Genomic DNA, 20,658 nt, shown 5'->3' with positions numbered 1-20,658 from the left:
CAATCCGCTTGCAGCGACTCTGGTCGACGGCGTATCGCTGTCGCCATGGATGATGCGCTGTTTCCCGCCGACGAAATTCCCGAAATCGCCCCGGCGCCGGCGTATCGCGTGCTGGCGCGCAAGTACCGCCCGTCGAACTTCGACAGCCTGCTCGGGCAGGACGCGATGGTCCGCACGCTCGGCAACGCCATTGCCCGCCAGCAGATCGCCCAAGCCTGGCTGCTGACCGGCGTCCGCGGCGTCGGCAAGACCTCGACCGCGCGCATCATCGCCAAGGCCCTCAATTGCACCGGCCCCGACGGCCAGGGTGGCCCGACGATCAGCCCGTGCGGCGTCTGCGACGCCTGCGAAGCGATCGCCGCCGGCCGCCACATCGATGTCGTCGAGATGGACGCCGCGTCGAACACCGGCGTCGATGACGTCCGCGAAATCATCGAGGCGGTGCGCTACGCCACCGTATCGGCGCGCTTCAAGATCTACATCATCGACGAAGTCCACATGCTGTCGAAGAACGCCTTCAATGCGTTGCTCAAGACGCTCGAGGAACCGCCACCGCATGTGAAGTTCATCTTCGCCACCACCGAAGTCCAGAAGGTGCCGGTGACGATCCTGTCGCGCTGCCAGCGCTTCGACTTGCGGCGCATCCCCGCCGAGATGCTCGCCGACCATTTCGGCCGCATCGCTAGCCTCGAAAACGTCACCGCCGAACCCGAGGCGCTGGCGCTGATCGCGCGCGCCGCCGAGGGCTCGGTGCGCGATGGGCTGTCGATTCTCGACCAGGCGATCGCGCACGGCGCCGGCAATGTCAGTGCGCAGGCGGTGCGCGACATGCTCGGGCTGTCCGACCGCGGCATGGTGCGCGCGCTTATGGCGCTGCTGTTGGCGGGCGATGGTGCCGGCGCACTCAAGGCGTTCGCCGACAGCCATGACCTCGGCACCGATCCGGCGCAGCTGCTCGGCGAACTGCTCGAACTCGTCCACACCATCACCCGCGCCAAGGTCGCGGGCGCCACCGATCCGGCGCTGAGTGACGAAGAACGCGCCGCGGTGTCCGACTGGGCGGCGCGGCTCGACTTCAGCGCGTTGCACCGGCTGTGGCAGCTGCTGCTCAAGGGGCTGGCCGAGGTGCAGAGTGCCCCCGTGCCAGCGCAAGCGGCCGAAATGGCGCTGCTGCGACTGATCCACGCCAGCAGCCTGCCCGACCCCGGCGAACTGGTCCGCAAGCTCACCGAGCGCGGTATTGCCACCCCGCCGCGCGAAACCGCCGATCACGGTGATCCCGGCCCCGGCGAACGCGACTTTGCTCCCGAAGAACCCGTGGCGCAGGTGCGCAACCTGCGAACGCCCGAACCGGTGGCGCTCGTCCCCGCCCCCGCAGATTTCGCAGCACTGGTGCAACTCTTCGAAGACCGGCGCGAGCCGCGACTGGCGCATCTGCTGCACGACGAAGTACGCGTGGTCGATTATACGCCGCCGTCGCTGACGGTCACCGCGTCCGAGCAGCTGCCGACCGACTTTGCCGCGCGCATCATGGCGTGCCTGTCGCTATGGACCGGCGAGCGCTGGACGGTAACGCTGGCGCGCGCCGCCGACCATGACGCGGCGCCGACGCTGCTCGACCAGGGCATTGCCGCCGAAGCTGCGACGCGCGCCGCCGTGCTCGCCGACCCTGCGGTGCAGGCGATATTCGCGGTGTTTCCGGGCGCCGAACTGATTGATATTGAAGCGCCGGCTGCTGATGTGCCGGCCACAGACTTAGGGAGCGAAAACGATGCCCAATATCGATGACATCATGAAGGCCGCGCAAGGCGTCCAGGCCGAAATGGCCAAGGCGCAGGCCAAGCTCGACACGCTTGAAGTCGAAGGCGCCAGCGGCGGCGGCATGGTCAAGGTCCGCGCTACCGCCAAGGGCCGCATCCTCGGCCTCGATATCGATCCGTCGCTGCTCAACCCGAACGACAAGGACATGCTCGAGGACCTGTTGGTCGCAGCGTTCAATGACGCGCGCGCCAAGGCCGATGCGGTGGGCACGGCGGAGATGGTAAAGCTGACCGCAGGTATGCCGCTGCCGCCTGGGTTCAAATTTTAAGCACCGCATTCATACTGGATCAGTTTGTGCACGCGTGGTTTGACAGGTATTGTCGAGCCATAGCAATGTCGGCGTCAACGTCGATGCTGCCTAGGGCATTGCCTGACGCATAGGACGCGACGGCTTTGGCCGGATGGCGCGCAAATGGGCCGGAACGTTGCTGAACCGGCCCTTGGCTGTATCTTTATCGCGGATTTAAGCGGAAGCGGCGATAGCGGCACGGCGACGCATCGCACCGCCGATCATACCTAAGCCAGCAACCATTAGTGCCCAGTTGGCGGGCTCCGGAACGCCGCCTGACGGCAGCAGGTCGCTCACCGAATAAACTGTGTCATAGTTGAAATCTGCGTAAGCGCTGTCCGTGGCAGGGCCCGCGCCAGGGTTAACTTTAGTTTGATACCAAGCGAACGAGCCCCACCCGCCAGTTGCAGCGACAGGTCCGAAATTCTGATCGAGCGAAGTAGGCGCGCCAACCGGATAATTATATATCGAAATTTGTTTGAAGGCGTAATCTACGCCATCGTTATATGAATATTCCGCCGCATGTTTTATGCCGTTCACGCTTGTCTGGACGAGGCCAAGATACCCACCCGCGAGTAATTTAGTGGTCCCGTTGACTGTAATTGCAGATGTTATCACAGGCGATTTGCCGGGATACCCAAAGCCTACGCCCCCACGGCTAGAATCACTGTAACCAGCTACGGTCGAGCGAATGCCAAGTGATGGATCGTATGTAAATGTAACGACGTAACCAACACCGGCCAAGCCGGTATTCGCAGTCCCGAACACACCCGTGGTATCATAGCCGTCGTAAAATGTGCCAGTATAGGTGGCGATCTTGACGACCGCTGACGCTGGCATGGCGGCAAAGAGCAGTGCTCCGATGGCGCCGGCAATAGTCGATTTGTTAAGCATTTAATCCCCGCAACTAACAACTAAAAGCCGTTTATAAGCGCGCATATAGCGCAGTGGCAACCCCACTCAATCGTCCATTTCGGCGAATCCTAGGGTCAAATATCTGGCGACATTGTTCTGTGCCACCCGCAACGGGATGGTGAGCCCTGCGGGATTCGAACCCGCGACCTACTGATTAAAAGTCAGTTGCTCTACCGATTGAGCTAAGGGCTCCAATCCCGGCATTTGCCTGCGGAGCATTGCGGCTGCGTGTCAGCCGTCGGCAATGCCTTTAGGGCGGTGTGCGCGCGCATGCAACTGCCTGACGGTAAGGTTGAGCACCGGATGCCGCCAATCGGGGGCGATTTCGACGCACGGGTCGAGCACGAAGCGCCGTCCGGCGAGCCTGGGGTGCGGGACGATCAGCCCGTGTACCGCCGCCCGCCACCGCAGCCGCGACGGCACCACCGCGTCACCGGCACCAATGATATCAAGGTCGAGCGTGCGCGCGCCCCAGCGCTGGCCACGACGCTTGCCGAACTGCGCCTCAAGCGCCTTGAATCGGCGCAGCAGGTCGGGCAGCGACAGCTTGGTCTTCACGACGACCGCGGCATTGGCATAGCTGCGCGACGACGGACCGACCGGATCGGTCGTGCGAATCCGCGACCGCGCCACCAGCTTGATGCCGTGGCTGTCGAGCGCCGCCATCGTCGCAACCAGCACGCGGCTTGGCGGCCCGTAGCGGCCATGCGGCTTGTTCGACCCCAGTGCGACAAGAACCATTGCGGATTTCATCGCCAGCGCCCTACAGCGTTATCGTCATGGACGCCACCGCCGAACCCTTTCCTGCTGACCCGCCGCGCGACTGCGACCGCTGCCCGCGGCTGGTCGACTACCGCGCCGCCAATGCGGCGGCCCACCCCGACGCGTTCAACGCCCCCGTGCCGGGCTGGGGCGACAGCGGCGGCTGGCTCGCCGTCGTCGGGCTGGCGCCGGGGCTGAACGGCGCGGGCCGCACCGGCCGGCCGTTCACCGGCGATGCGTCGGGCGACCTGCTCCACGCGACGCTAGCGAAGTTCGGGCTAAGCAACGGCGCCTATGCCGGTGCCGCCGACGACGGGCTCGAACTGCACGGCGTGTTCATCACCAACGCGCTGCGCTGCGTGCCGCCCGGCAACAAGCCCGGCAGCGCCGAAATCCACGCCTGCCGGCCGTTCCTCGCCGCGCAGCTAGCGGGGCTGGCCAATCTTCAAGTGGTGGTCGCGCTCGGGGAGATCGCGCACCAGTCGGCGGTCAAGGCCTGCGGCGGCAAGCTGCCCAAGGCGCCGTTCGGCCACGGCAATGTCCACCGCCTGCACGGCCAGCGCTTCGGCGCGGTCACGCTGATCGACAGCTTCCACCCGTCGCGGCTCAACACCAGCACCGGCCGCCTGACCCCCGAAATGTTCGACGCGGTATTCGAAGCCGCACTGGCAGCACGCTGATGTTCGAGATTATCGATCACGACCAGGGCAGCATCCCATGGTTGCGCTGGCGCCACAATGGCATCGGCGGGTCCGACGCGCCCGCGCTGATGGGTGAAAACCCTTGGCGGTCGGCCAAGGCGCTGTTCGCCGAAAAGGTTGCGCCGTCGCGCCACGGCCCCGAACAGCCGGCACCGCCGCGGTCGGCGTTCGCCGACCTCTACGCCGCCGCGACGCCGACCACGCCGCCGTTGTCCGGCGGCTGGTACCGATCGGCCGCGTCGCGCGGCACCGCGCTCGAACCCTATGCACGGGACCTTTACAACCGCCATGTCGGCGCCGAGCTTGTCGCCAATTGCCTGCAATCGCGCGACCGGCCGTGGCAGCGCGCCAGCCTCGACGGACTGTGCCTGCGCACCAACCGCGCGCTCGAAATCAAGTGCGGCGAAAAGGTCTACGCCCATGTCGAAGCCAACCGCGGCGTCCCCGGCTATTATATTGGACAGCTGCAGCATATCCTGGCGGTCACCGGATTTGACGCGATCGATTTCTGGGTCTGGCTGCCGGGCAAGCAACCGATGCTGCTCACCGTGCCGCGCGACGAGGCGTATATCGCGCGGCTGACTGCGGCAGAGTCGGCGTTCTGGGAACGCGTGGCCGCGCACAGAGCCTCCGGCGGGCAGGGCTGAGCCCTGCACCCGATTGTGGGGGACGCCTAGCGCGCCACTGGGCGGCTGATCAGCTCGGTGACCTGCTTCGACGGGGCATTGCCCGCCTCGCTCGCGGCGATGACGCTGTGGTCGACATAGTCGCGCCAGCCGATGATCTTGTCGCCCTTGAAGTCGATGACGCCGGCGTAGGGCGCCAGCACGGTGACGCCCGACACATTGTCATATTCGTCGACGCCTTCAACAAACAGCGTGTCGGCGGTTTCGGCGTGCGCGAAGATGCGCCAGCGGATCGTGGCGATCGTCGCGCTGAAGCGTTCGAGGAAGGCGCGCGCCTTGGCCTTGCCGCGCGCCGGCGGGGCTACCGCGGCGGCATAGTGCCAGACGATGTCGTCATCCATCGCGTCGAGCACGGCTTCGATGTCGCGGCGTTTCCACGCCTCGATCACGGCGCTGAACTGTTCGTAGCGGCTCATGCGGCCTGCTCGACGATGAAGCTGACGGTGGTGGTCGTCGAGCCGCCGATGTTGAGCGTCTGGACGCGGCGCGCGCCTTCGACCTGATAGTCGCCCGCCGTGCCGGTGACCTGCTTGTAGGCGTCGAGCATCATGCGGATGCCGGTGGCGCCGACGGGATGCCCGGTGCCGATCAGCCCGCCCGAGGCGTTGATCGGCAGGCGGCCGCCCATTTCGATGCTGCCGTCCTCGACCGCCTTCCAGCTTTCGCCGGGCGCGGTCAGGCCGAGATGGTCGATCGCCATATATTCGGTCGAGGTGAAGCAGTCGTGCGTCTCGACCGCGTCGATCTGGTCGATATCGGCGACGCCGGCACGGGCGCGGGCATCCATGATGGCGCGGCGCACCTGCGGGAAGACATAGGCGTCATGCGCCGAATCGCGGATCTTCTGCGCATATTCGATCGGCGCCGAACGGTGGCCCCAGCCGCTGATCCGCGGCAGGCTTTCGAGCGCGATGCCGCGTTCTTTCGCGTAAGCCGCCGCTCGTTCTGCCGACGCGAGGAACACCACCGCGCTGCCGTCGGTGACCTGGCCACAGTCCATCTTGCGCGTCCGGCCTTCGACGACAGGGTTGGCCTCGTCATCGGCGGAGAAGCTTTTGGGGCCGAACTGATAGGCGCGTGTCTGCGCGTTGGGATTGCGCTTGGCGTTGCCGAAGTTGATTTCGGCGATGCGCATCAGATGCTCGTAGTTGAGCCCGTAGCGCTTCTCATATTCCTCGGCGAGATCGGAAAACGCCCGTGGCCACAGGAACTTCGCATCGGCAAATTCGTGTCCCGTCCACGCCGCGGCCCCCAGATATTCAGCGGCAGTCTGCCCCGGCACGTTGCGCATCTGCTCGAGCCCGACGACGCAGGCGAGGTCGTAGCGGCCGGCCTCGATTTCGGCGGTGGCGGCGAGGATGGCGACGCTGCCCGACGCACACGCGGCTTCGTGGCGCGACGTCGGCAGGCCGTTGAAAGCCGGATCGACCTGCCCGAAAAAGCCGCCGAGCAGGCCCTGCCGCGCGAACAGATCGCTGACGAAATTGCCGACATGGCCGGTCTCGATGTCGGCGGCGTCAAGCTGCGTCGCCTCCAGTCCGGCGTTCACCGTCTCGGCAAATGCGCCGGCGATATCGAGCCCCTGCCGGTCCCAGTTGCGCGCGAAATCGCTTTGCCAGCCGCCCAGCACATAGACCATTGTCGCATCCTCCACCCAAGCTTTGCCACTGTTTATACAAGCCGCCGGCGATTTGGCAAAAGCCGCTATCGGCACGGATTTGCCCGCACCGGCAAACGTTCATACACTGGCGGTAAAGAAGAACTCGCTTGAGCCGTCGCGGGTGGCAGGCCAAGGCACCAAGCAGATTGAACATATCGGGTAGCGCGTTCAATTTGCTGCCCGCCAGAGCCGGAACCACGTCGTCATGACCAGAACCCTGACCCACCTCGAACGGCTGGAGGCCGAGAGCATCCAGATCATGCGCGAGGTCGTTGCCGAGGCCGAGCGCCCGGTGATGCTCTATTCGGTCGGCAAGGACAGCGCGGTGATGCTGCATCTGGCGAAGAAGGCGTTCTTCCCGTCGCCGCCGCCATTCCCGCTGCTCCATGTCGATACGACGTGGAAGTTCAAGGCGATGTACGACCTGCGCGAAAAGGCCGCGCGCGATGCCGGCATGGAACTGCTGGTTTATCAGAACCCCGAAGCCATCGCGCGTGGCATCAACCCGTTCGACCACGGCAGCCTGCACACCGACATGTGGAAGACCGAAGGGCTCAAGCAGGCACTCGACAAATACGGCTTCGACGTGGCGTTCGGCGGCGCCCGCCGCGACGAGGAAAAGTCGCGCGCCAAGGAACGCATCTTCAGCTTCCGCTCGGCCGCGCACGGCTGGAACCCCAAGGCGCAGCGCCCTGAATTGTGGAATCTCTACAACGCCAAGAAAGCCAAGGGCGAGAGTATCCGTGTCTTCCCGATCTCGAACTGGACCGAGCTCGATATCTGGCAATACATCCACCTCGAAAACATCGAAATCGTGCCACTCTACTTTTCTGCCCCGCGCCCAACCTACGAATGGGAGGGCGGGCTGTTCATGGCCGACGATATCGACCGGGTCGAAAAAGTGCTGGGGCGCAAGCTTGATGTGATCGAACGCTCGATCCGCTTTCGGACGCTTGGCTGCTTCCCGCTGACCGGTGCGGTCGAGAGCGACGCCAAGACCTTGCCTGAGGTCATCCAGGAAATGCTGCTGACGACCACCTCCGAGCGCCAGGGCCGCGTCATCGACCATGACCAGGCGGCATCCATGGAAAAGAAGAAGGCCGAGGGATATTTCTAATGTCGGATGTTATCTACAAAACCGACGATCTGATCGCCTCGGACATCGACACCTATCTTCAAACGCACCAGCACAAGTCGCTGCTGCGCTTCATTACCTGCGGCTCGGTCGATGATGGCAAATCGACGCTGATCGGCCGGCTGCTCTACGATTCGAAGATGATCTTCGAAGACCAGCTCGCCAGCCTCGAAGCCGATTCCAAAAAGATGGGCACGCAGGGCCAGGACATCGATTTCGCGCTGCTGGTGGACGGGCTGGCGGCCGAGCGCGAACAGGGCATCACCATCGATGTCGCCTACCGGTTTTTCGCCACCGAAAAGCGCAAGTTCATCGTCGCCGACACCCCCGGCCACGAACAATATACCCGCAACATGGTCACTGGTGCCTCGACCGCCGACCTCGCGGTTATCCTGATCGACGCGCGCAAGGGCGTGCTCGTCCAGACGCGGCGCCACAGCTACCTCGCGCACCTGATCGGCATCCGCAACATCGTGCTCGCGGTCAACAAGATGGACCTGATCGACTATGATCAGGCGCAATATGACGCCATCGTCGCCGACTACACCGCGTTCGCGCGCTCGATCGGCATCACCGAATTTACCGCAATGCCGATTTCGGGGTTCAAGGGCGACAACATCACCACGCTCTCGCCCAACATGCCGTGGTACATGGGCAAGCCGCTGATCGAGCACCTCGAAACCGTCGAGCTCGATGTGACCGCGGCGCAGGGCCAGCCGTTCCGCATGGCAGTGCAATGGGTCAACCGCCCCAACCTCGATTTCCGCGGTTTCTCGGGCCAGATTGCCACCGGTACGCTCAAGTCCGGCGATGCCATCCGCGTGCTGCCGTCGGGCAAGACCTCGACCATTTCGCGCATCGTCACGCAGGACGGCGACCTCGCCGAGGCCGTAGCCGGCCAGTCGGTGACCTTGTGCTTTGCCGATGAAGTCGATTGCTCGCGCGGCGATGTCATCAGCATTGCCGATAATCCGCCGCAGGTCGCCAACCAGTTCGAAGCCACCGTTGTCTGGATGGCCGACGAGCCGATGATCCCCGGTCGGGCCTATTGGCTCAAGCTCGGCACGCAGCTGGTGTCGGCGACGGTGCAGGCGCCGAAGTATCAGGTCAACGTCAACACCATGGAACATCTGGCGGCGAAGACCTTCGACCTCAACGCCATCGGCGTCGCCGAAATCGCCACCGACAAACCGATCGTGTTCGAACCTTATGCCGATAACCATGCGCTCGGCGGCTTCATCCTGATCGACAAGATCACCAACGGCACCGTTGCTGCCGGCATGCTCAACTTCAGCCTTCGCCGCGCGCAGAATGTCCATTGGCAGACGGTAGATATCACCCGCGACATGCACGCCAATCTGAAGAACCAGAAGCCTGCAGTGCTGTGGTTCACCGGACTGTCGGGGTCGGGCAAATCGACGATTGCCAATCTCGTCGAGAAAAAGCTGCACCACATGAACCGCCACACCTTCCTGCTCGACGGCGACAATGTCCGCCACGGGCTCAACAAGGACCTGGGGTTTGCCGAGGCCGACCGCATCGAAAACATCCGCCGCGTCGGCGAGGTCGCCAAGCTGATGACCGAAGCCGGGCTGATCGTCATCACCGCGTTCATTTCGCCGTTCCGTGCCGAGCGTGAAATGGTGCGCGCGATGGTCCCCGACGGCGAGTTCATCGAGATCTTCGTCGATACGCCATTGGCCGACGCCGAAGCCCGCGACGTCAAGGGTCTCTACAAGAAAGCCCGCAGCGGTCAGCTCAAGAACTTCACCGGCATCGACAGCCCGTATGAAGCCCCCGCCAACCCCGAAATCCGCATCGACACCACAACGATGACCCCCGATGCGGCCGCCGACCTGATCGTCGAAAGGCTGCTGGGATGAGTATGACCGACGCTGAACTCGCGGCGCAACTGGCGACGGTCGCCGGGCAATTGCTGCTGCAGGTGCGCGACTGCGGGTTGCTGTCGCTGAAATCGCTCGGCAAGGCCGGCGACCAGACCGCCAACCAGTTCCTCATCCACGCCATCCGTGAACAGCGCCCCGATGACGGGCTGCTGTCCGAAGAGAGCAAGGACACCAACGAACGCCTCGGCAAGTCGCGCGTCTGGATCATCGACCCCGTCGACGGCACGCGCGAATATGGCGAGGGCCGCACCGACTGGGCGGTGCATGTCGCGCTCGCCATCGACGGCGTGCCGTCCATCGGCGCGGTGGCGCTGCCGGCGCTGGGCCTCGTGCTGCGCTCCGACCAGCCGGCGCTGCTACCCGTCGCGATGCACCCGCCACGGATGCTGGTCAGCCGCTCGCGACCGCCGCGCGAGGCATTGGCGGTCGCCGAAGCGCTGGGCGGCGAGCTCGTGGCGATGGGCTCGGCGGGCGCCAAGGCGATGGCGGTGGTGCGCGGCGAGGCCGAAATCTATCTCCACACTGGCGGGCAATATGAATGGGACAGCTGTGCGCCGGTCGCGGTCGCTGCTGCGCATGGCCTGCACGTCAGCCGTATCGACGGCAGCCCGCTCGTCTACAACCAGCGCAACGTCTACCTGCCTGACCTGCTGATCTGCCGCGCCGAATGGGGCGAGCAGGTGCTGCGTCTGGTCCGCGAAATGCCCGCTGCGGCGTGAACCCCCGGCGCTAGCGCCGGTCGGCGTAGTACAGCCGCCAGACACGCCACACCGGATAGCTGGCCAGCACCAGGAAGATCGCGATGCACAGCGTCAGCATCTTGATCAGGCTCTGCCCGGTCAGCATCTCGATAATCGACGCCGAGTGGTAGACGAGGCTCTGCAGCACGTAGAGCGGGAACAGCAGGATGCCGAGGCTGGCGAGCAGCTGTACGCCGAGCCGCGCCGGGGCGACTGGCGCTGCGGCCTGTGCGATGCCCTCGAAACGTGCCACCAGCCACAGCGCGATGCCTGCATAAGCGATCGCCGACCACAAGGTGATCGACTCATGCGGGGTGATCCAGCTGGCAAGGTCGTGCGCCGCCGCGGACATCACCATGCCGGTGCCGAACACGATCACCCCGACCGGCGCGATAGCGCGGAGGTTGCCGCCCGCCGCCAGATGGTTCTCGATCAGCAGCCCGACGACAACGCCCGCCAGCGTCAGCGACCCGAGCTGGAACAGGCTCCAGTGGCCGGCGAACGCCTCGCGCAGGAACACCGCCGCCGCACCGCTGGCGTCTGCCGGCAGCACCGCGAGCAGCACCAGATACGCCGCCATGAACACCAGCGCGACCAGCGCCAGCCGCACCATCGACGCCGTGTCGCGCCGCACCGCCCCGATCCAAAGCGGCATCGAGAGCGTCGCGGCGAGGAAGTACAGGAACGGCCCGTTGGTGAATGACGAAGCGACCAGCGTTGCGTCGAACGTCTCGCCCGCCACCAGACGCGTCGCCGCCTCGAGGAAGAAGCCGACGAGCAAACCGACCGCGAGCAGCAGCCCGCCCTTGCGCACATTGGCGCGGAACGCCGGCCCGCTGCCGGCATATTGCCGCGCGTGGAACACCGGGATGCCGATGCCGAAAATGAACGCCAGCGTCGGCGTGCCCATCGACAGCGCCGGCTGGATGGCCTTCGAAATCAGCCCACCGCGCAGCCCGAGATAGCCGAGATAAATTGGAACCCAATGCGACGCGATCATGCACAGAACGAGGATACCCTTGACGAGGTTCATCCCCTCGCTGAGCAGCGCGATCTGGCTCTTGGTGCGCACCGGCGCCGGCCGGTCGGCGACCTGCGGGCCGGCGGCAGCATCGGCCTCGGCGGCGATTTCGGCGATGGTCTTGCCGTCGAAGATTGCGCGCGCAAGTTCGGGATCGAAGCCGGCGCGCTCCATGTTGAGCGCCAGCGTGATCGCCGACAGCGAGTCGCCGCCGACGTCGTAAAAGCCCTGTGTCAGGCTGACATCCTCGCGGCCCAAAGTCTCGCGCCACAGCGCTAGGATTTGCGCCTCGGCGCCCGCGCCCGCTACTGGCGCGGCATCGAGTGTCAGGATCTGCGCTATGCTCAGCCCGTCCCACAAGCCGCTCGCCGCGGACGCCGAAATGCCCTGCGCTTCCATGGCGGCAATCAGGTCATGGCCGACCAGCGGATCGCCGCCGAGGTCGAAGAAGCTGTCGTTGACGCCGACCGCTTCGATACCAAGCACTTGCTGCCACAGCTTGACCAGCCGCGCTTCAGGCGTATCGGCGTAGCTGTGCGGCACGTGCGCGGCCGCGAGTGCAGCGCGGCGCAATTTGCCGGTTTCAGTGCGTGGCAACGCATCGACCAAGGTCACGTCGAGTGCGGTGCCGGCGTGGACTCCCAGCCCTGCGATGACCTTGTCGGCGGCAGCCCGCAGCGCGTCGACATCGACCCCGGCGCCGCGTTCGGCAGCGACCAATATGCCGTCGCCGCGCAATGCGTCGCTGAGCCGCGTGACACCGACCGGCACCGCACCGAGCGCGGCAGTGATGCCGGCTTCGATGGCATCGGGTTGCAGCTTGATGCCGCCGCAGTTGATCTGGTCGTCGCGGCGGCCTTCAAAGGTTAGCCAGTCGTCATCGAGCCGGGCGAGGTCACCGGTGGCGAGCCAGCCATCCGCGTCAGTCAGCGGCTGCAATGCGCCTGCGACCAGCCGGAACGGCGCGACATGCGGCCCGCGCACATGGAGTTCGCCATCAGCATCGACGCGCAGTTCGACCGGCGCCACCGCTCGCCCGACGCTGTCGAGTTGCGCACCTTCGGCGGCATGGAGATCGAGGAAGGTCGTGCGCGACGCCTGTGTCAGCCCGTAGTGCTGGACGATGCGCGCGTTGGGGAACAGCGCCTTGACCGCCTCCTTTTCGCCGCGCGTCATCGCCTGGCTGCCGATTTCGAGCCAGCGCAATCGTGCCCCTGCATCGCCCAGTTGGTCGCGATTGGCGAGCAGCACGCGCAGCAAGGTCGGCACCGCCGACAGCGCGTTGACCGCGCCGGTCTGCAACATCTGGCCAAATTCATGCGGGTCAAACCCATGCGCCGGCACGAACAACTGCCCGCCGACACCCGCCACCGCCCGCACCCGCCCCAGCCCGAATGAATAGCCCGGTGGCACGCCGAGATATTCGCGGACGTCGCTGTCGAGTCCCTGCGCCGCGATCAGCCGGCCCTGCGTGTTCGCCAGATTGGCGTGCGTGAGCGCGACTGCGGTCGCGGTGCCGGTCGTCCCCGATGTAAAAGCGATCTGCGCTATGGCGTCGCCGCCGCGCGGCGCATAGGTCGCCTGGCTCCACCCTGCCCCGGCGGCGGGCACGATGACGCGCGACACTCCGGTCGAAGCGATGCGTTCAGCATCATCCACGGCACGCAGCAGCACCGCTACTGCACCTTCGGCCTCGAGCGCCAGCATCGTCCCGATGAAATCGAGGCTCGCCGCCTGCACCACGCCGACAACGGGGCCGGGCGCCCATGCGGCCGGATTTGGCGAAGGCGATGCGGCCATGGCTACGGCTCAGCCGAACAGCGGCGTGCGGGTGCGCACCGTTTGCGCGTCGGCCATGGCTACATGCAGCTTGCGTGCGCCGGTGAACGGCGCGCGGCCGTGCGCGAAACGCATGTTGTCGAGCACCAGCACATCGCCGGGCTGCCACGCCATCGCGCAGGTCGTGGTGTTGAAGGCGTCCTGGACCTTCGCCATGTCGGCATCGGCAATCGGAGTACGGTCGGCGAAAATTGCGTTACGCGGCAGCTTGTCGGCGCCCACCAGCTTTTCAAGCTGCGCCCGCGCCGGCCCGAGCGACGAGGCATGAAAAACATGCGCCTGGTTGAACCATAGCGGCCGCCCGGCCTCGTCGGCGACGGTGCCTTGCGCGCGGTGCTCGGTCTGCAGCACACCGTTGTCGAGCCAGCGCACCGTCATGCCGTTGCGCGCTGCGACCTCGTCAACGTCAGCGCGGTCTTCGGTACGGAATGCCGTTTGCCACGGGATGTCGATGCCCTTGTGGAAGCTGCGCTGGTAGATGATGTCCTGCGCCGCGAACTTCGCCGCCACATCGCCCATCAGCGCGCTCGCGGCGTCAAGGTCGCACACCGTAGTCTCGCCGCCGGTTTCGGCGACGATCAGCGCATGGAATGCCACCAGCCGCGGCCAGGCAGGCATGTACGCCATCTCGCTGTGCAGCGCGATCGTGCGGTTGCTAGCCATTTCGGTGGCAGTGAAGGTCTTGCCTTTGACGCCCTTGCGCGGCGTCGACCAATAGGCGTCGTCGAGCAACTCGTTGCCGATGCGGCCAAGCACGGTTTCGGCGAGGTCGTCACCCGCGCTGTCGGCGAAGTTGCGCAGCAGCACTGCGCCCTGCGACGCCAGCATCGCCTTGACCTCGCCCAGATTGGCATCGACCCACGGCAGCATGCTGACCGTACCACCGCCTTCAAAGGCTTCAATCGTTGCCGAAAATTCACGCGGCGACATGGCGTTGGTGCTCGCAAAACGGGGCGCGTCATAGCCTGACGCCGGGGCACTGGCTTACGGCCGCCGTTTTGCCTGCTTGGCCACTGTAATTCAACCGGCATCTGGCGACGTCAGCGCACTTGCACGCCGCCCGCGCGGCGTTAGTGATGGTGCATACGCCCAATCGGGCCAGTCAGTTCAGGGGAAATCCAATGACCAACCAACCGCGCCTTGTCACCCGCCTGCTGGGGGTGGCGTCCGCTGCTGCCATGATGCACGCCTTGCCGGCAACAGCTGCCGAACCCGCCGCGCCCAAATGGGATGTCAACGCGCCGCCTGCCGCCGCCGTGCGGCAAGTGCCGATTTCGGTCGACTCGGGCAGCTGGATGGACCTTGATGTCAGCCGCGACGGCAGCACCATCGCCTTCACGCTGCTCGGCGACATCTACACGATGCCGATCAGCGGTGGCACAGCGACGCGCATTGCCGAAGGTCTCGCCTGGGAAGTCCAGCCGCGGTTTTCGCCCGACGGCAGCCGCATCGCCTTCACCTCGGACCGTGGCGGCGGCGACAACATCTGGGTGATGAACCGCGACGGCTCGAACAAGCTGCAAGTCACCAAGGAAGATTTCCGCCTGCTCAACCAGCCGACCTGGAGCCCCGACGGGCGCTTCATTGCCGCGAAAAAGCATTTCACCACTGGCCGCTCGCTCGGCACCGGCGAGGTGTGGCTCTATCACGTCTCGGGCGGCGGCGGCGTGGTGCTGGTCAAGCGCGCCGACGAGAAGCTGCAGAAGGAACTCGGCGAACCGACCTTCAGCCCCGACGGCAAGGGCATCTATTACACGCGCAACATCACGCGCGGCCCGATCTTCGAATATGCGCAGGACTGGAACACCGACCTGTTCAACGTCGAACGCTACGACATGGACACCGGCGAGGTGACCACGGTGCTGTCGGGCAACGGCGGCTCGGTGCGCCCCACCCCCTCCCCCGATGGCAAGTCGATCGCCTTTGTACGACGCGAACAGGGCAGCTCGCGGCTCTATGTGATGGACCTCGCCTCGGGCGTGCAGCGCAAACTCTATGACGGCCTCGATCCTGACCTTCAGGGCACCTGGGCGGTCACCGGCGTCTACCCGAACATGGCGTGGACACCCGACAGCAAGACCATCATCTTCTGGGCCGGCGGCAAGATCCGCAAGGTTTCCGGCAGCGGCGGCGACGCCGCGGTCATCCCGTTCAAGGTCAATGATACGCGCGGCGTCATCGATGCACCGCACCCGCAAATGACCGTGGCGCCTGACCATTTCACCACCAAGATGACGCGCTTTGCCAGCGTCTCGCCCGACGGCGGCAAGGTCGTGTTTGAAAGCCTCGGCAAACTCTACATCAAGCCGACCGACGGCAGCGCCCCGCGCCGGCTGACCAACGACGAGGCCGACTTCGAGCTGTTCCCGTCATGGTCGCGCGACGGCAGCAAGATCGTTTTCGTCAGCTGGAACGACGGCAAGCTCGGCAGCATCCGCACCGTGTCGGCAAGCGGCGGCGGCGCCAAGACCGTCACCACCCAGCCCGGCCATTATGCGCGCCCGCGCTTTTCGCCCGACGGCAACACGATCGTTTTCGAAAAGGCCAGCGGCGGCGGGCTGACCTCGCCCAACTGGGGCGTCGCGCCCGGCGTCTATCGCATCCCCGCCGCCGGTGGTGCTGCAACGCTGATCAGCCGCGACTATGCCGCGCCGCAGTTCGGCGCTTCGAACGACCGCCTGTTCATGATTGGTAGTGAGAAGGGCAAGCTGCAGCTCGTCAGCACCGACCTCGCAGGCGATGAAAAGCGTGTCCACGCCACCGGCGAACTAGTCAGTGACTATAGCGTTTCGCCTGACGGCAGATACTTCGCGTTCCGCCAGAACTACGAAGCCTTTGTCATGCCGCTGATGCCAGGCACGCAGGACGTGTCGGTGTCGAGCAGCGGCGGTGGCCTGCCCGTCACCCGCGTCAGCCGCGGGGGTGCCGATTTCATCCATTGGTCGAACGGCGGCAACGAACTCCACTGGAGCGTCGGACCGACGCTCTACACCGCACGTACCAATGAGTTCTTCCGCTCGGCGCCGGGTGACAGCGCCAAGTTCGCAGCGCCGACGACCGGCGTTTCGCTAGCACGCGAAGTCAGCGCCGACCGCCCAACCGGCATCGTCGCGCTCACGGGCGCACGCATCGTCACCATGGCGGGCAAACCTGTGGCCGGCGGCGACGGTGGCGCTAACGACGGCGGCATCATCGACAACGGCACCATCGTCATCCAGGGCGACCGCATCCTCGCTGTCGGGCCGTCGGGCAGCGTCACCGTTCCGGCGGGCGCCAAAACTGTCGACATGGCGGGCAAGACGATCATCCCCGGTCTCATCGATGCGCACGCGCACGGCCCGCAGGGCAGCGACGAGCTGGTGCCGCAGCAGAACTGGAGCTCGATGGTCAACCTCGCGCTCGGCACGACGACGATCCACAACCCGTCGGCGCGCGCCAGCGAGATCTTCGCCGCCAAGGAAATGCAGCAAGCCGGTATCATCCTCGGCCCGCGCATCTTCTCGACCGGCGAGATCGTCTACGGCGCCAAGGCCGCCGATGTGTATGCGCAGATCGATAGCCTCGACGATGCACTTGCACACGTCCGCCGCCTCAAGGCGCAGGGCGCCTACAGCATCAAGAACTACAACCAACCGCGGCGCGAACAGCGCCAGCAGGTCGTCGAGGCGGCGCGCCGCGAAGGCATGCAGGTGGTCGCCGAAGGCGGGTCGTTGTTCGGCATGGACATGACGATTGCCGCTGACGGCAATTCGACGCTTGAACATAATATCCCGCTCGGGGTGTTCTACGACGATGTGCTGAGCTTCTTCCCGCAAACGACGACCAACTACACGCCGACGCTGGTGGTTACCTACGGCGGGCTGGCCGGCGACCCCTATTGGCGGCAGGCGACCGATGTGTTCGCGCAGCCGCTGCTCGTCGCCAACATCCCGCCGACCGAACTCGCCGAAAACAACGTCCGCCGCACCAAGGCACCCGAAAGCGAATTCGTCGACGACGACAACGCCCGCGAAGCCCACAAACTGGCAAAGCGCGGCGTGCTGGTCTCGATCGGCGCGCACGGCCAGCAGGCCGGCATCGGCCCGCACTGGGAGCTCTGGTCATTTGTCCGCGGCGGCATGAGCCCGATCGAGGCACTGGCGGCCGGCACCATCGTCCCCGCGAAATCGCTCGGCATGGCCAAGGACATCGGCAGCCTTGAACCAGGCAAGCTCGCCGACCTCGTCGTGCTCGACAAGGACCCGACGGTCGATATCCGCAACAGCGAAACCGTCCACCGCGTCATGATCGGCGGCCGCATGTATGACCCCAGAACGATGAACGAGGACGTCACCGGCACCCGCAAACGCGCGCCTTATTGGTGGGAATAGGCGCTTGCCGGTTGCGACGTCTCAGGACGTCGCAACCAGCCGTGGCAACGTCCAGCGGCCATCGAGCGCCTCCGCCTTCGGCCCATAAAAGCGACCGGCAAAGAAGAACGGCCCTTTGGGTGTCGGCAGCCAGTTCGATTCCTTGTCCGGCCCGGGGCTTTCGGACTGGAGGTAGATCGTCAGCCCGCCATCGCTATCGGCCTTCAACCCTGGCGTCCGGTCACCGATCGAGAAGCGATTGACCGGATTGGGCACCAGAAAACGGTCGGGCAGCGAATACATGGTGATCGACCAGAATTCATTGACCGGCGGCCATTGTCCGGGGGCAAAGCGCATCTTCCAGTCACGCGCGCCGCTCAGAACCGTGCCATCGGGCTCGGTCTGCTGGCTACCATAGATCGCCTCTTCCTTGGTGTTGCCAAGGATGCCCAGCGCCGCGCCGCAACTGCGCTGATAGATGTAATCCGGGCCCAGTTCGGCGCGTGATCCGAACATTGCCACCGAGCTGGTTTCCTTCGCTGCCTTGGCCTGAAACGCCGCCGCCGCCTCGGCAACGCCGGCGCGCATCGCGTCGCGCAGCGCCGGATCGAGGGCCGCTTCGTCAAAGCCGCGGCCCGCGCCAATGCCGATCTTTGCAAAGCGAGCAAACATCGCCGCTTCTGACGACACCACCGGCAAGAATGGCAGCAACGTGTTCAGATACCCGATAAAGCCCAGCCCCTTGGCCGTGGCGTCGTCCCAGGCCGGCCAGGCCGGCATCGCGGCCGCAGCGGGCGCCGGCGTGCCGGCAAAGGCCGACAGCGGCTGCAACAGATATTGCGCCTGCACGGCCTTCATCGCCGGAATGTCATCGGCGCCGCTGACGGCGGTGCGGGTCAACGTGCCGACGATCCGCGTTTCGGCGCGAAACACCTTGGTGATACCGGCTGGCACCTCGCCCTGCCAATCGGGCCCGGCGAACAGATAATGGGCCGCCTTGCGCCCCGTCGTTCGTACGCCGGTATAGGCGAAGTTATGGGTGTAAAGGTCGAACCACTGGTTGACATAATAGCGATCGGGGACCGCCGGCAGGCTGAGCACCATTGGCTCGGCGCGCAGATCGAGCCAGGCCCAGCTATAGGGCGTGTCATTGTTGGGCGTGACGATGTCCTTGTCATCGGGTGTCGCCAGCCGGTCATAGTGGCGGAAGCGGTTGAAGCCGCCGACAAAGGAGGGCGAGGCGGCGTCGATCGCCTGAGCAAACATGGTGTTGTACAGCGCCACGGGTGCAAAGGCATAAAGCCAGGCCTCGCCGGCAATGGCTTTGGCATCGGCGGGGGTCAACGCGCTCATCCGACAATCTCCTCGATATCGTTCAACTGCCAGCTCTTATCGAAATAGGCTTCGGTTGCGGCATAGAAGCGGAAATAGGGGAACCAGCCGCGTCCGGACAGCGTCTCGATCCAGTTGGTCGCGCCCTTGGGCTTTTCGGGGCCGAAATAGACATCGACCGAGCCATCGGCGTTGGTGACAAGGTCGGGCCGGCGCGAGCTCATGTCGGCGGCGCCCTGCGGCGTCACCAGCGGGCCGCGATCGACATTGTCGTAGAGCGTGATTGACCAGAACTGCTTGACCGGCGCATTGGCATCGACACGCATGCGGTAGCATTTGCCGCCGTCGAGCCAGTTGCCGGCCTTGTCCTTCGAGGTTTCGAGATAGACCTGCCCGAAGCCGAGCACGCGGCCCTGCATGCCCGTCGACATGCCGATGGCTTCGTAGAACCACGAGCCACGTTCATCGAACTGCACACGGGTCTTTTCGGGGTTTTCCTGATCGAGGTCGAACTTAACCGCGTATTCCCAGCGCTTGCCGGGATAGACGACCGAGCCTTCGATGCGCTTTTCAAAGGCGATGGTGCGCGCCATCAACTCGCCGACCTGCGCGGCATCGGTCAGGATTTTCGCGGCGCGCGTATCGGGCGCAAACGGCTTGCCGGGTTCGATGCCCAGCGGCTTCAACATGCCGAACATCATGCGGTCGCGCGGCGCCACCGGTTCATTGGCATAGAGTTCAGCGAGCAGGCGCCAATAGTCGAGGGTGTTCGGATGCGCCGATTCCCAGGCGCGCCCGCCGACGCCGACATATTGGCTGACCGGCGGGTTGGCGCGGTCGTTCCAGCTGTACAGCCGGTGTTGCTTGACGGTGGCTTCGGCGACCGCCTTGTCAGGGTCGAGCCCACGCGTGCCGAACCAGATTTGGTTCGACGGCGACTGGAAAATCCGGTGGTCGGGCGCGTCAACGCCAGGATGCCCCGGCGGCAGGATCAGATACTTGCCGCCGGCGCCCTTGTCAGGACCGGTCTGGCCCATGTCGCACAGTGGCTGCTGCCAAATATCCATCACCCCGCCAGCGGTCAGCCCGGCCGGCACATCGACAACCAGCGGCCCTTGCGCCGCCAGATCCCAGAAGCTGAACGCATAAAGCGTCGTGATGTTGGGGGTCAGCATCCCTGCCTTGTCCTTGAGGTCCTGATACATCAGGACATCGCCGTTCTTGGTGCCCAGCGTCTTGGCCTGCGCGTCATAAAGCGCCTTGAAGCCGATCGCCGGCAACGCCCAGATATAGGCCTGCGTCGCGCGCTGGAAATCCATCTCGTCATACAACCGGGCCGCGGTTGCGACGCTTGGATAGCCGTTTTCGAATTCAAGCGCGCCTAGCCGGGTCGCGACGCTGGTTGAACTGCTCATGGTGAAGCTCCCGCAATTGTCGATTTGTGCTGGATACCGCGGGTAGCGCATTTGCCGCTGCCGGACTGTCGCGGTATTGACAGTGT

Annotated in this window: 15 protein-coding genes, 1 tRNA gene and 1 pseudogene; 8 read left to right on the top strand and 9 right to left on the bottom strand. The window is 65.1% G+C overall.

What is annotated here, in order from left to right; translation table 11 throughout:
• Positions 1–45 precede the first annotated feature (45 nt).
• Positions 46–1,788 carry a DNA polymerase III subunit gamma/tau gene (locus EUV02_RS02680; RefSeq protein ID WP_135244668.1) on the top strand — a complete coding sequence of 581 codons (1,743 nt, stop codon included), beginning with the start codon at positions 46–48 and terminating at the stop codon, positions 1,786–1,788.
• Positions 1,772–2,089, top strand: coding sequence for a YbaB/EbfC family nucleoid-associated protein (locus EUV02_RS02675; RefSeq protein WP_135244667.1), 318 nt, complete (start codon positions 1,772–1,774; stop codon positions 2,087–2,089). Before EUV02_RS02680 ends, EUV02_RS02675 begins: the two co-directional genes overlap by 17 nt.
• 195 nt (positions 2,090–2,284) lie before the next feature.
• Here EUV02_RS02675 and EUV02_RS02670 read toward each other — a convergent pair whose 3' ends face one another.
• The 3 genes from EUV02_RS02670 to folK all read right to left on the bottom strand — a co-directional run bounded on the left by EUV02_RS02670 (position 2,285) and on the right by folK (position 3,778).
• Complete coding sequence (locus EUV02_RS02670; RefSeq protein ID WP_243445737.1) at positions 2,285–3,004, bottom strand: PEPxxWA-CTERM sorting domain-containing protein; 720 nt, start codon at positions 3,002–3,004, stop codon at positions 2,285–2,287.
• A gap of 137 nt (positions 3,005–3,141) precedes the next feature.
• Positions 3,142–3,217, bottom strand: a tRNA-Lys gene (locus EUV02_RS02665).
• A 39-nt stretch (positions 3,218–3,256) separates the two neighbouring features.
• Positions 3,257–3,778: a 2-amino-4-hydroxy-6-hydroxymethyldihydropteridine diphosphokinase gene (folK, locus tag EUV02_RS02660; RefSeq protein ID WP_135244666.1), complete on the bottom strand. Its 522-nt coding sequence runs from the start codon at positions 3,776–3,778 to the stop codon at positions 3,257–3,259.
• 26 nt (positions 3,779–3,804) lie between these two features.
• Here folK and EUV02_RS02655 point away from each other — a divergent pair, with 26 nt between their 5' ends.
• Entirely contained in the window at positions 3,805–4,467 is a 663-nt protein-coding gene (locus EUV02_RS02655; protein ID WP_135245345.1) for a uracil-DNA glycosylase, read from the top strand.
• The gene (locus EUV02_RS02650) at positions 4,467–5,135 is read left to right on the top strand and encodes a lambda-exonuclease family protein (RefSeq protein WP_135244665.1); all 669 of its coding nucleotides are present in this window, start codon (positions 4,467–4,469) and stop codon (positions 5,133–5,135) included. Before EUV02_RS02655 ends, EUV02_RS02650 begins: the two co-directional genes overlap by 1 nt.
• Positions 5,136–5,161: 26 nt before the next feature.
• Here EUV02_RS02650 and EUV02_RS02645 read toward each other — a convergent pair whose 3' ends face one another.
• Positions 5,162–5,590 carry a nuclear transport factor 2 family protein gene (locus EUV02_RS02645; RefSeq protein WP_135244664.1) on the bottom strand — a complete coding sequence of 143 codons (429 nt, stop codon included), beginning with the start codon at positions 5,588–5,590 and terminating at the stop codon, positions 5,162–5,164.
• The gene (locus EUV02_RS02640; RefSeq protein WP_135244663.1) at positions 5,587–6,813 is read right to left on the bottom strand and encodes an acetyl-CoA acetyltransferase; all 1,227 of its coding nucleotides are present in this window, start codon (positions 6,811–6,813) and stop codon (positions 5,587–5,589) included. The genes EUV02_RS02645 and EUV02_RS02640 overlap by 4 nt, the downstream gene beginning before the upstream one ends.
• 220 nt (positions 6,814–7,033) lie before the next feature.
• On the opposite strand from EUV02_RS02640, the pseudogene cysD reads away from it, so the two are divergent.
• The 3 genes and pseudogenes from cysD to EUV02_RS02625 form a co-directional block, all read left to right on the top strand.
• Positions 7,034–7,951 (top strand): annotated as a pseudogene (gene cysD, locus EUV02_RS02635) (sulfate adenylyltransferase subunit CysD); the annotation flags it as partial.
• Entirely contained in the window at positions 7,951–9,852 is a 1,902-nt protein-coding gene (cysN, locus tag EUV02_RS02630) for a sulfate adenylyltransferase subunit CysN (RefSeq protein ID WP_135244661.1), read from the top strand. The pseudogene cysD and the gene cysN, both read left to right, overlap by 1 nt.
• Complete coding sequence (locus tag EUV02_RS02625; RefSeq protein ID WP_135244660.1) at positions 9,849–10,595, top strand: 3'(2'),5'-bisphosphate nucleotidase CysQ; 747 nt, start codon at positions 9,849–9,851, stop codon at positions 10,593–10,595. Before cysN ends, EUV02_RS02625 begins: the two co-directional genes overlap by 4 nt.
• A gap of 10 nt (positions 10,596–10,605) precedes the next feature.
• Here EUV02_RS02625 and EUV02_RS02620 read toward each other — a convergent pair whose 3' ends face one another.
• Positions 10,606–13,437, bottom strand: coding sequence for an AMP-binding protein (locus EUV02_RS02620; protein ID WP_135244659.1), 2,832 nt, complete (start codon positions 13,435–13,437; stop codon positions 10,606–10,608).
• 9 nt (positions 13,438–13,446) lie between these two features.
• A complete protein-coding gene (locus EUV02_RS02615; RefSeq protein ID WP_135244658.1) occupies positions 13,447–14,406 on the bottom strand; it encodes a TauD/TfdA family dioxygenase in 960 nt (319 codons plus the stop codon).
• 248 nt (positions 14,407–14,654) lie between these two features.
• Here EUV02_RS02615 and EUV02_RS02610 point away from each other — a divergent pair, with 248 nt between their 5' ends.
• A complete protein-coding gene (locus EUV02_RS02610) occupies positions 14,655–17,846 on the top strand; it encodes an amidohydrolase family protein (protein WP_243445790.1) in 3,192 nt (1,063 codons plus the stop codon).
• A 21-nt stretch (positions 17,847–17,867) separates the two neighbouring features.
• Here EUV02_RS02610 and EUV02_RS02605 read toward each other — a convergent pair whose 3' ends face one another.
• Both EUV02_RS02605 and EUV02_RS02600 read right to left on the bottom strand, forming a co-directional pair.
• Positions 17,868–19,178: a DUF1254 domain-containing protein gene (locus EUV02_RS02605; protein ID WP_135244656.1), complete on the bottom strand. Its 1,311-nt coding sequence runs from the start codon at positions 19,176–19,178 to the stop codon at positions 17,868–17,870.
• Positions 19,175–20,572, bottom strand: a complete 1,398-nt coding sequence (locus EUV02_RS02600) for a DUF1254 domain-containing protein (RefSeq protein ID WP_166430469.1) — start codon at positions 20,570–20,572, stop codon at positions 19,175–19,177. Before EUV02_RS02600 ends, EUV02_RS02605 begins: the two co-directional genes overlap by 4 nt.
• Between the last annotated feature and the right edge of the window lie 86 nt (positions 20,573–20,658).

This window comes from Glacieibacterium arshaanense, from assembly GCF_004681125.1.
GTDB classification, from domain to species: domain Bacteria; phylum Pseudomonadota; class Alphaproteobacteria; order Sphingomonadales; family Sphingomonadaceae; genus Polymorphobacter_A; species Polymorphobacter_A arshaanense.
This window is presented reverse-complemented; position numbering and strand designations above follow the sequence as displayed.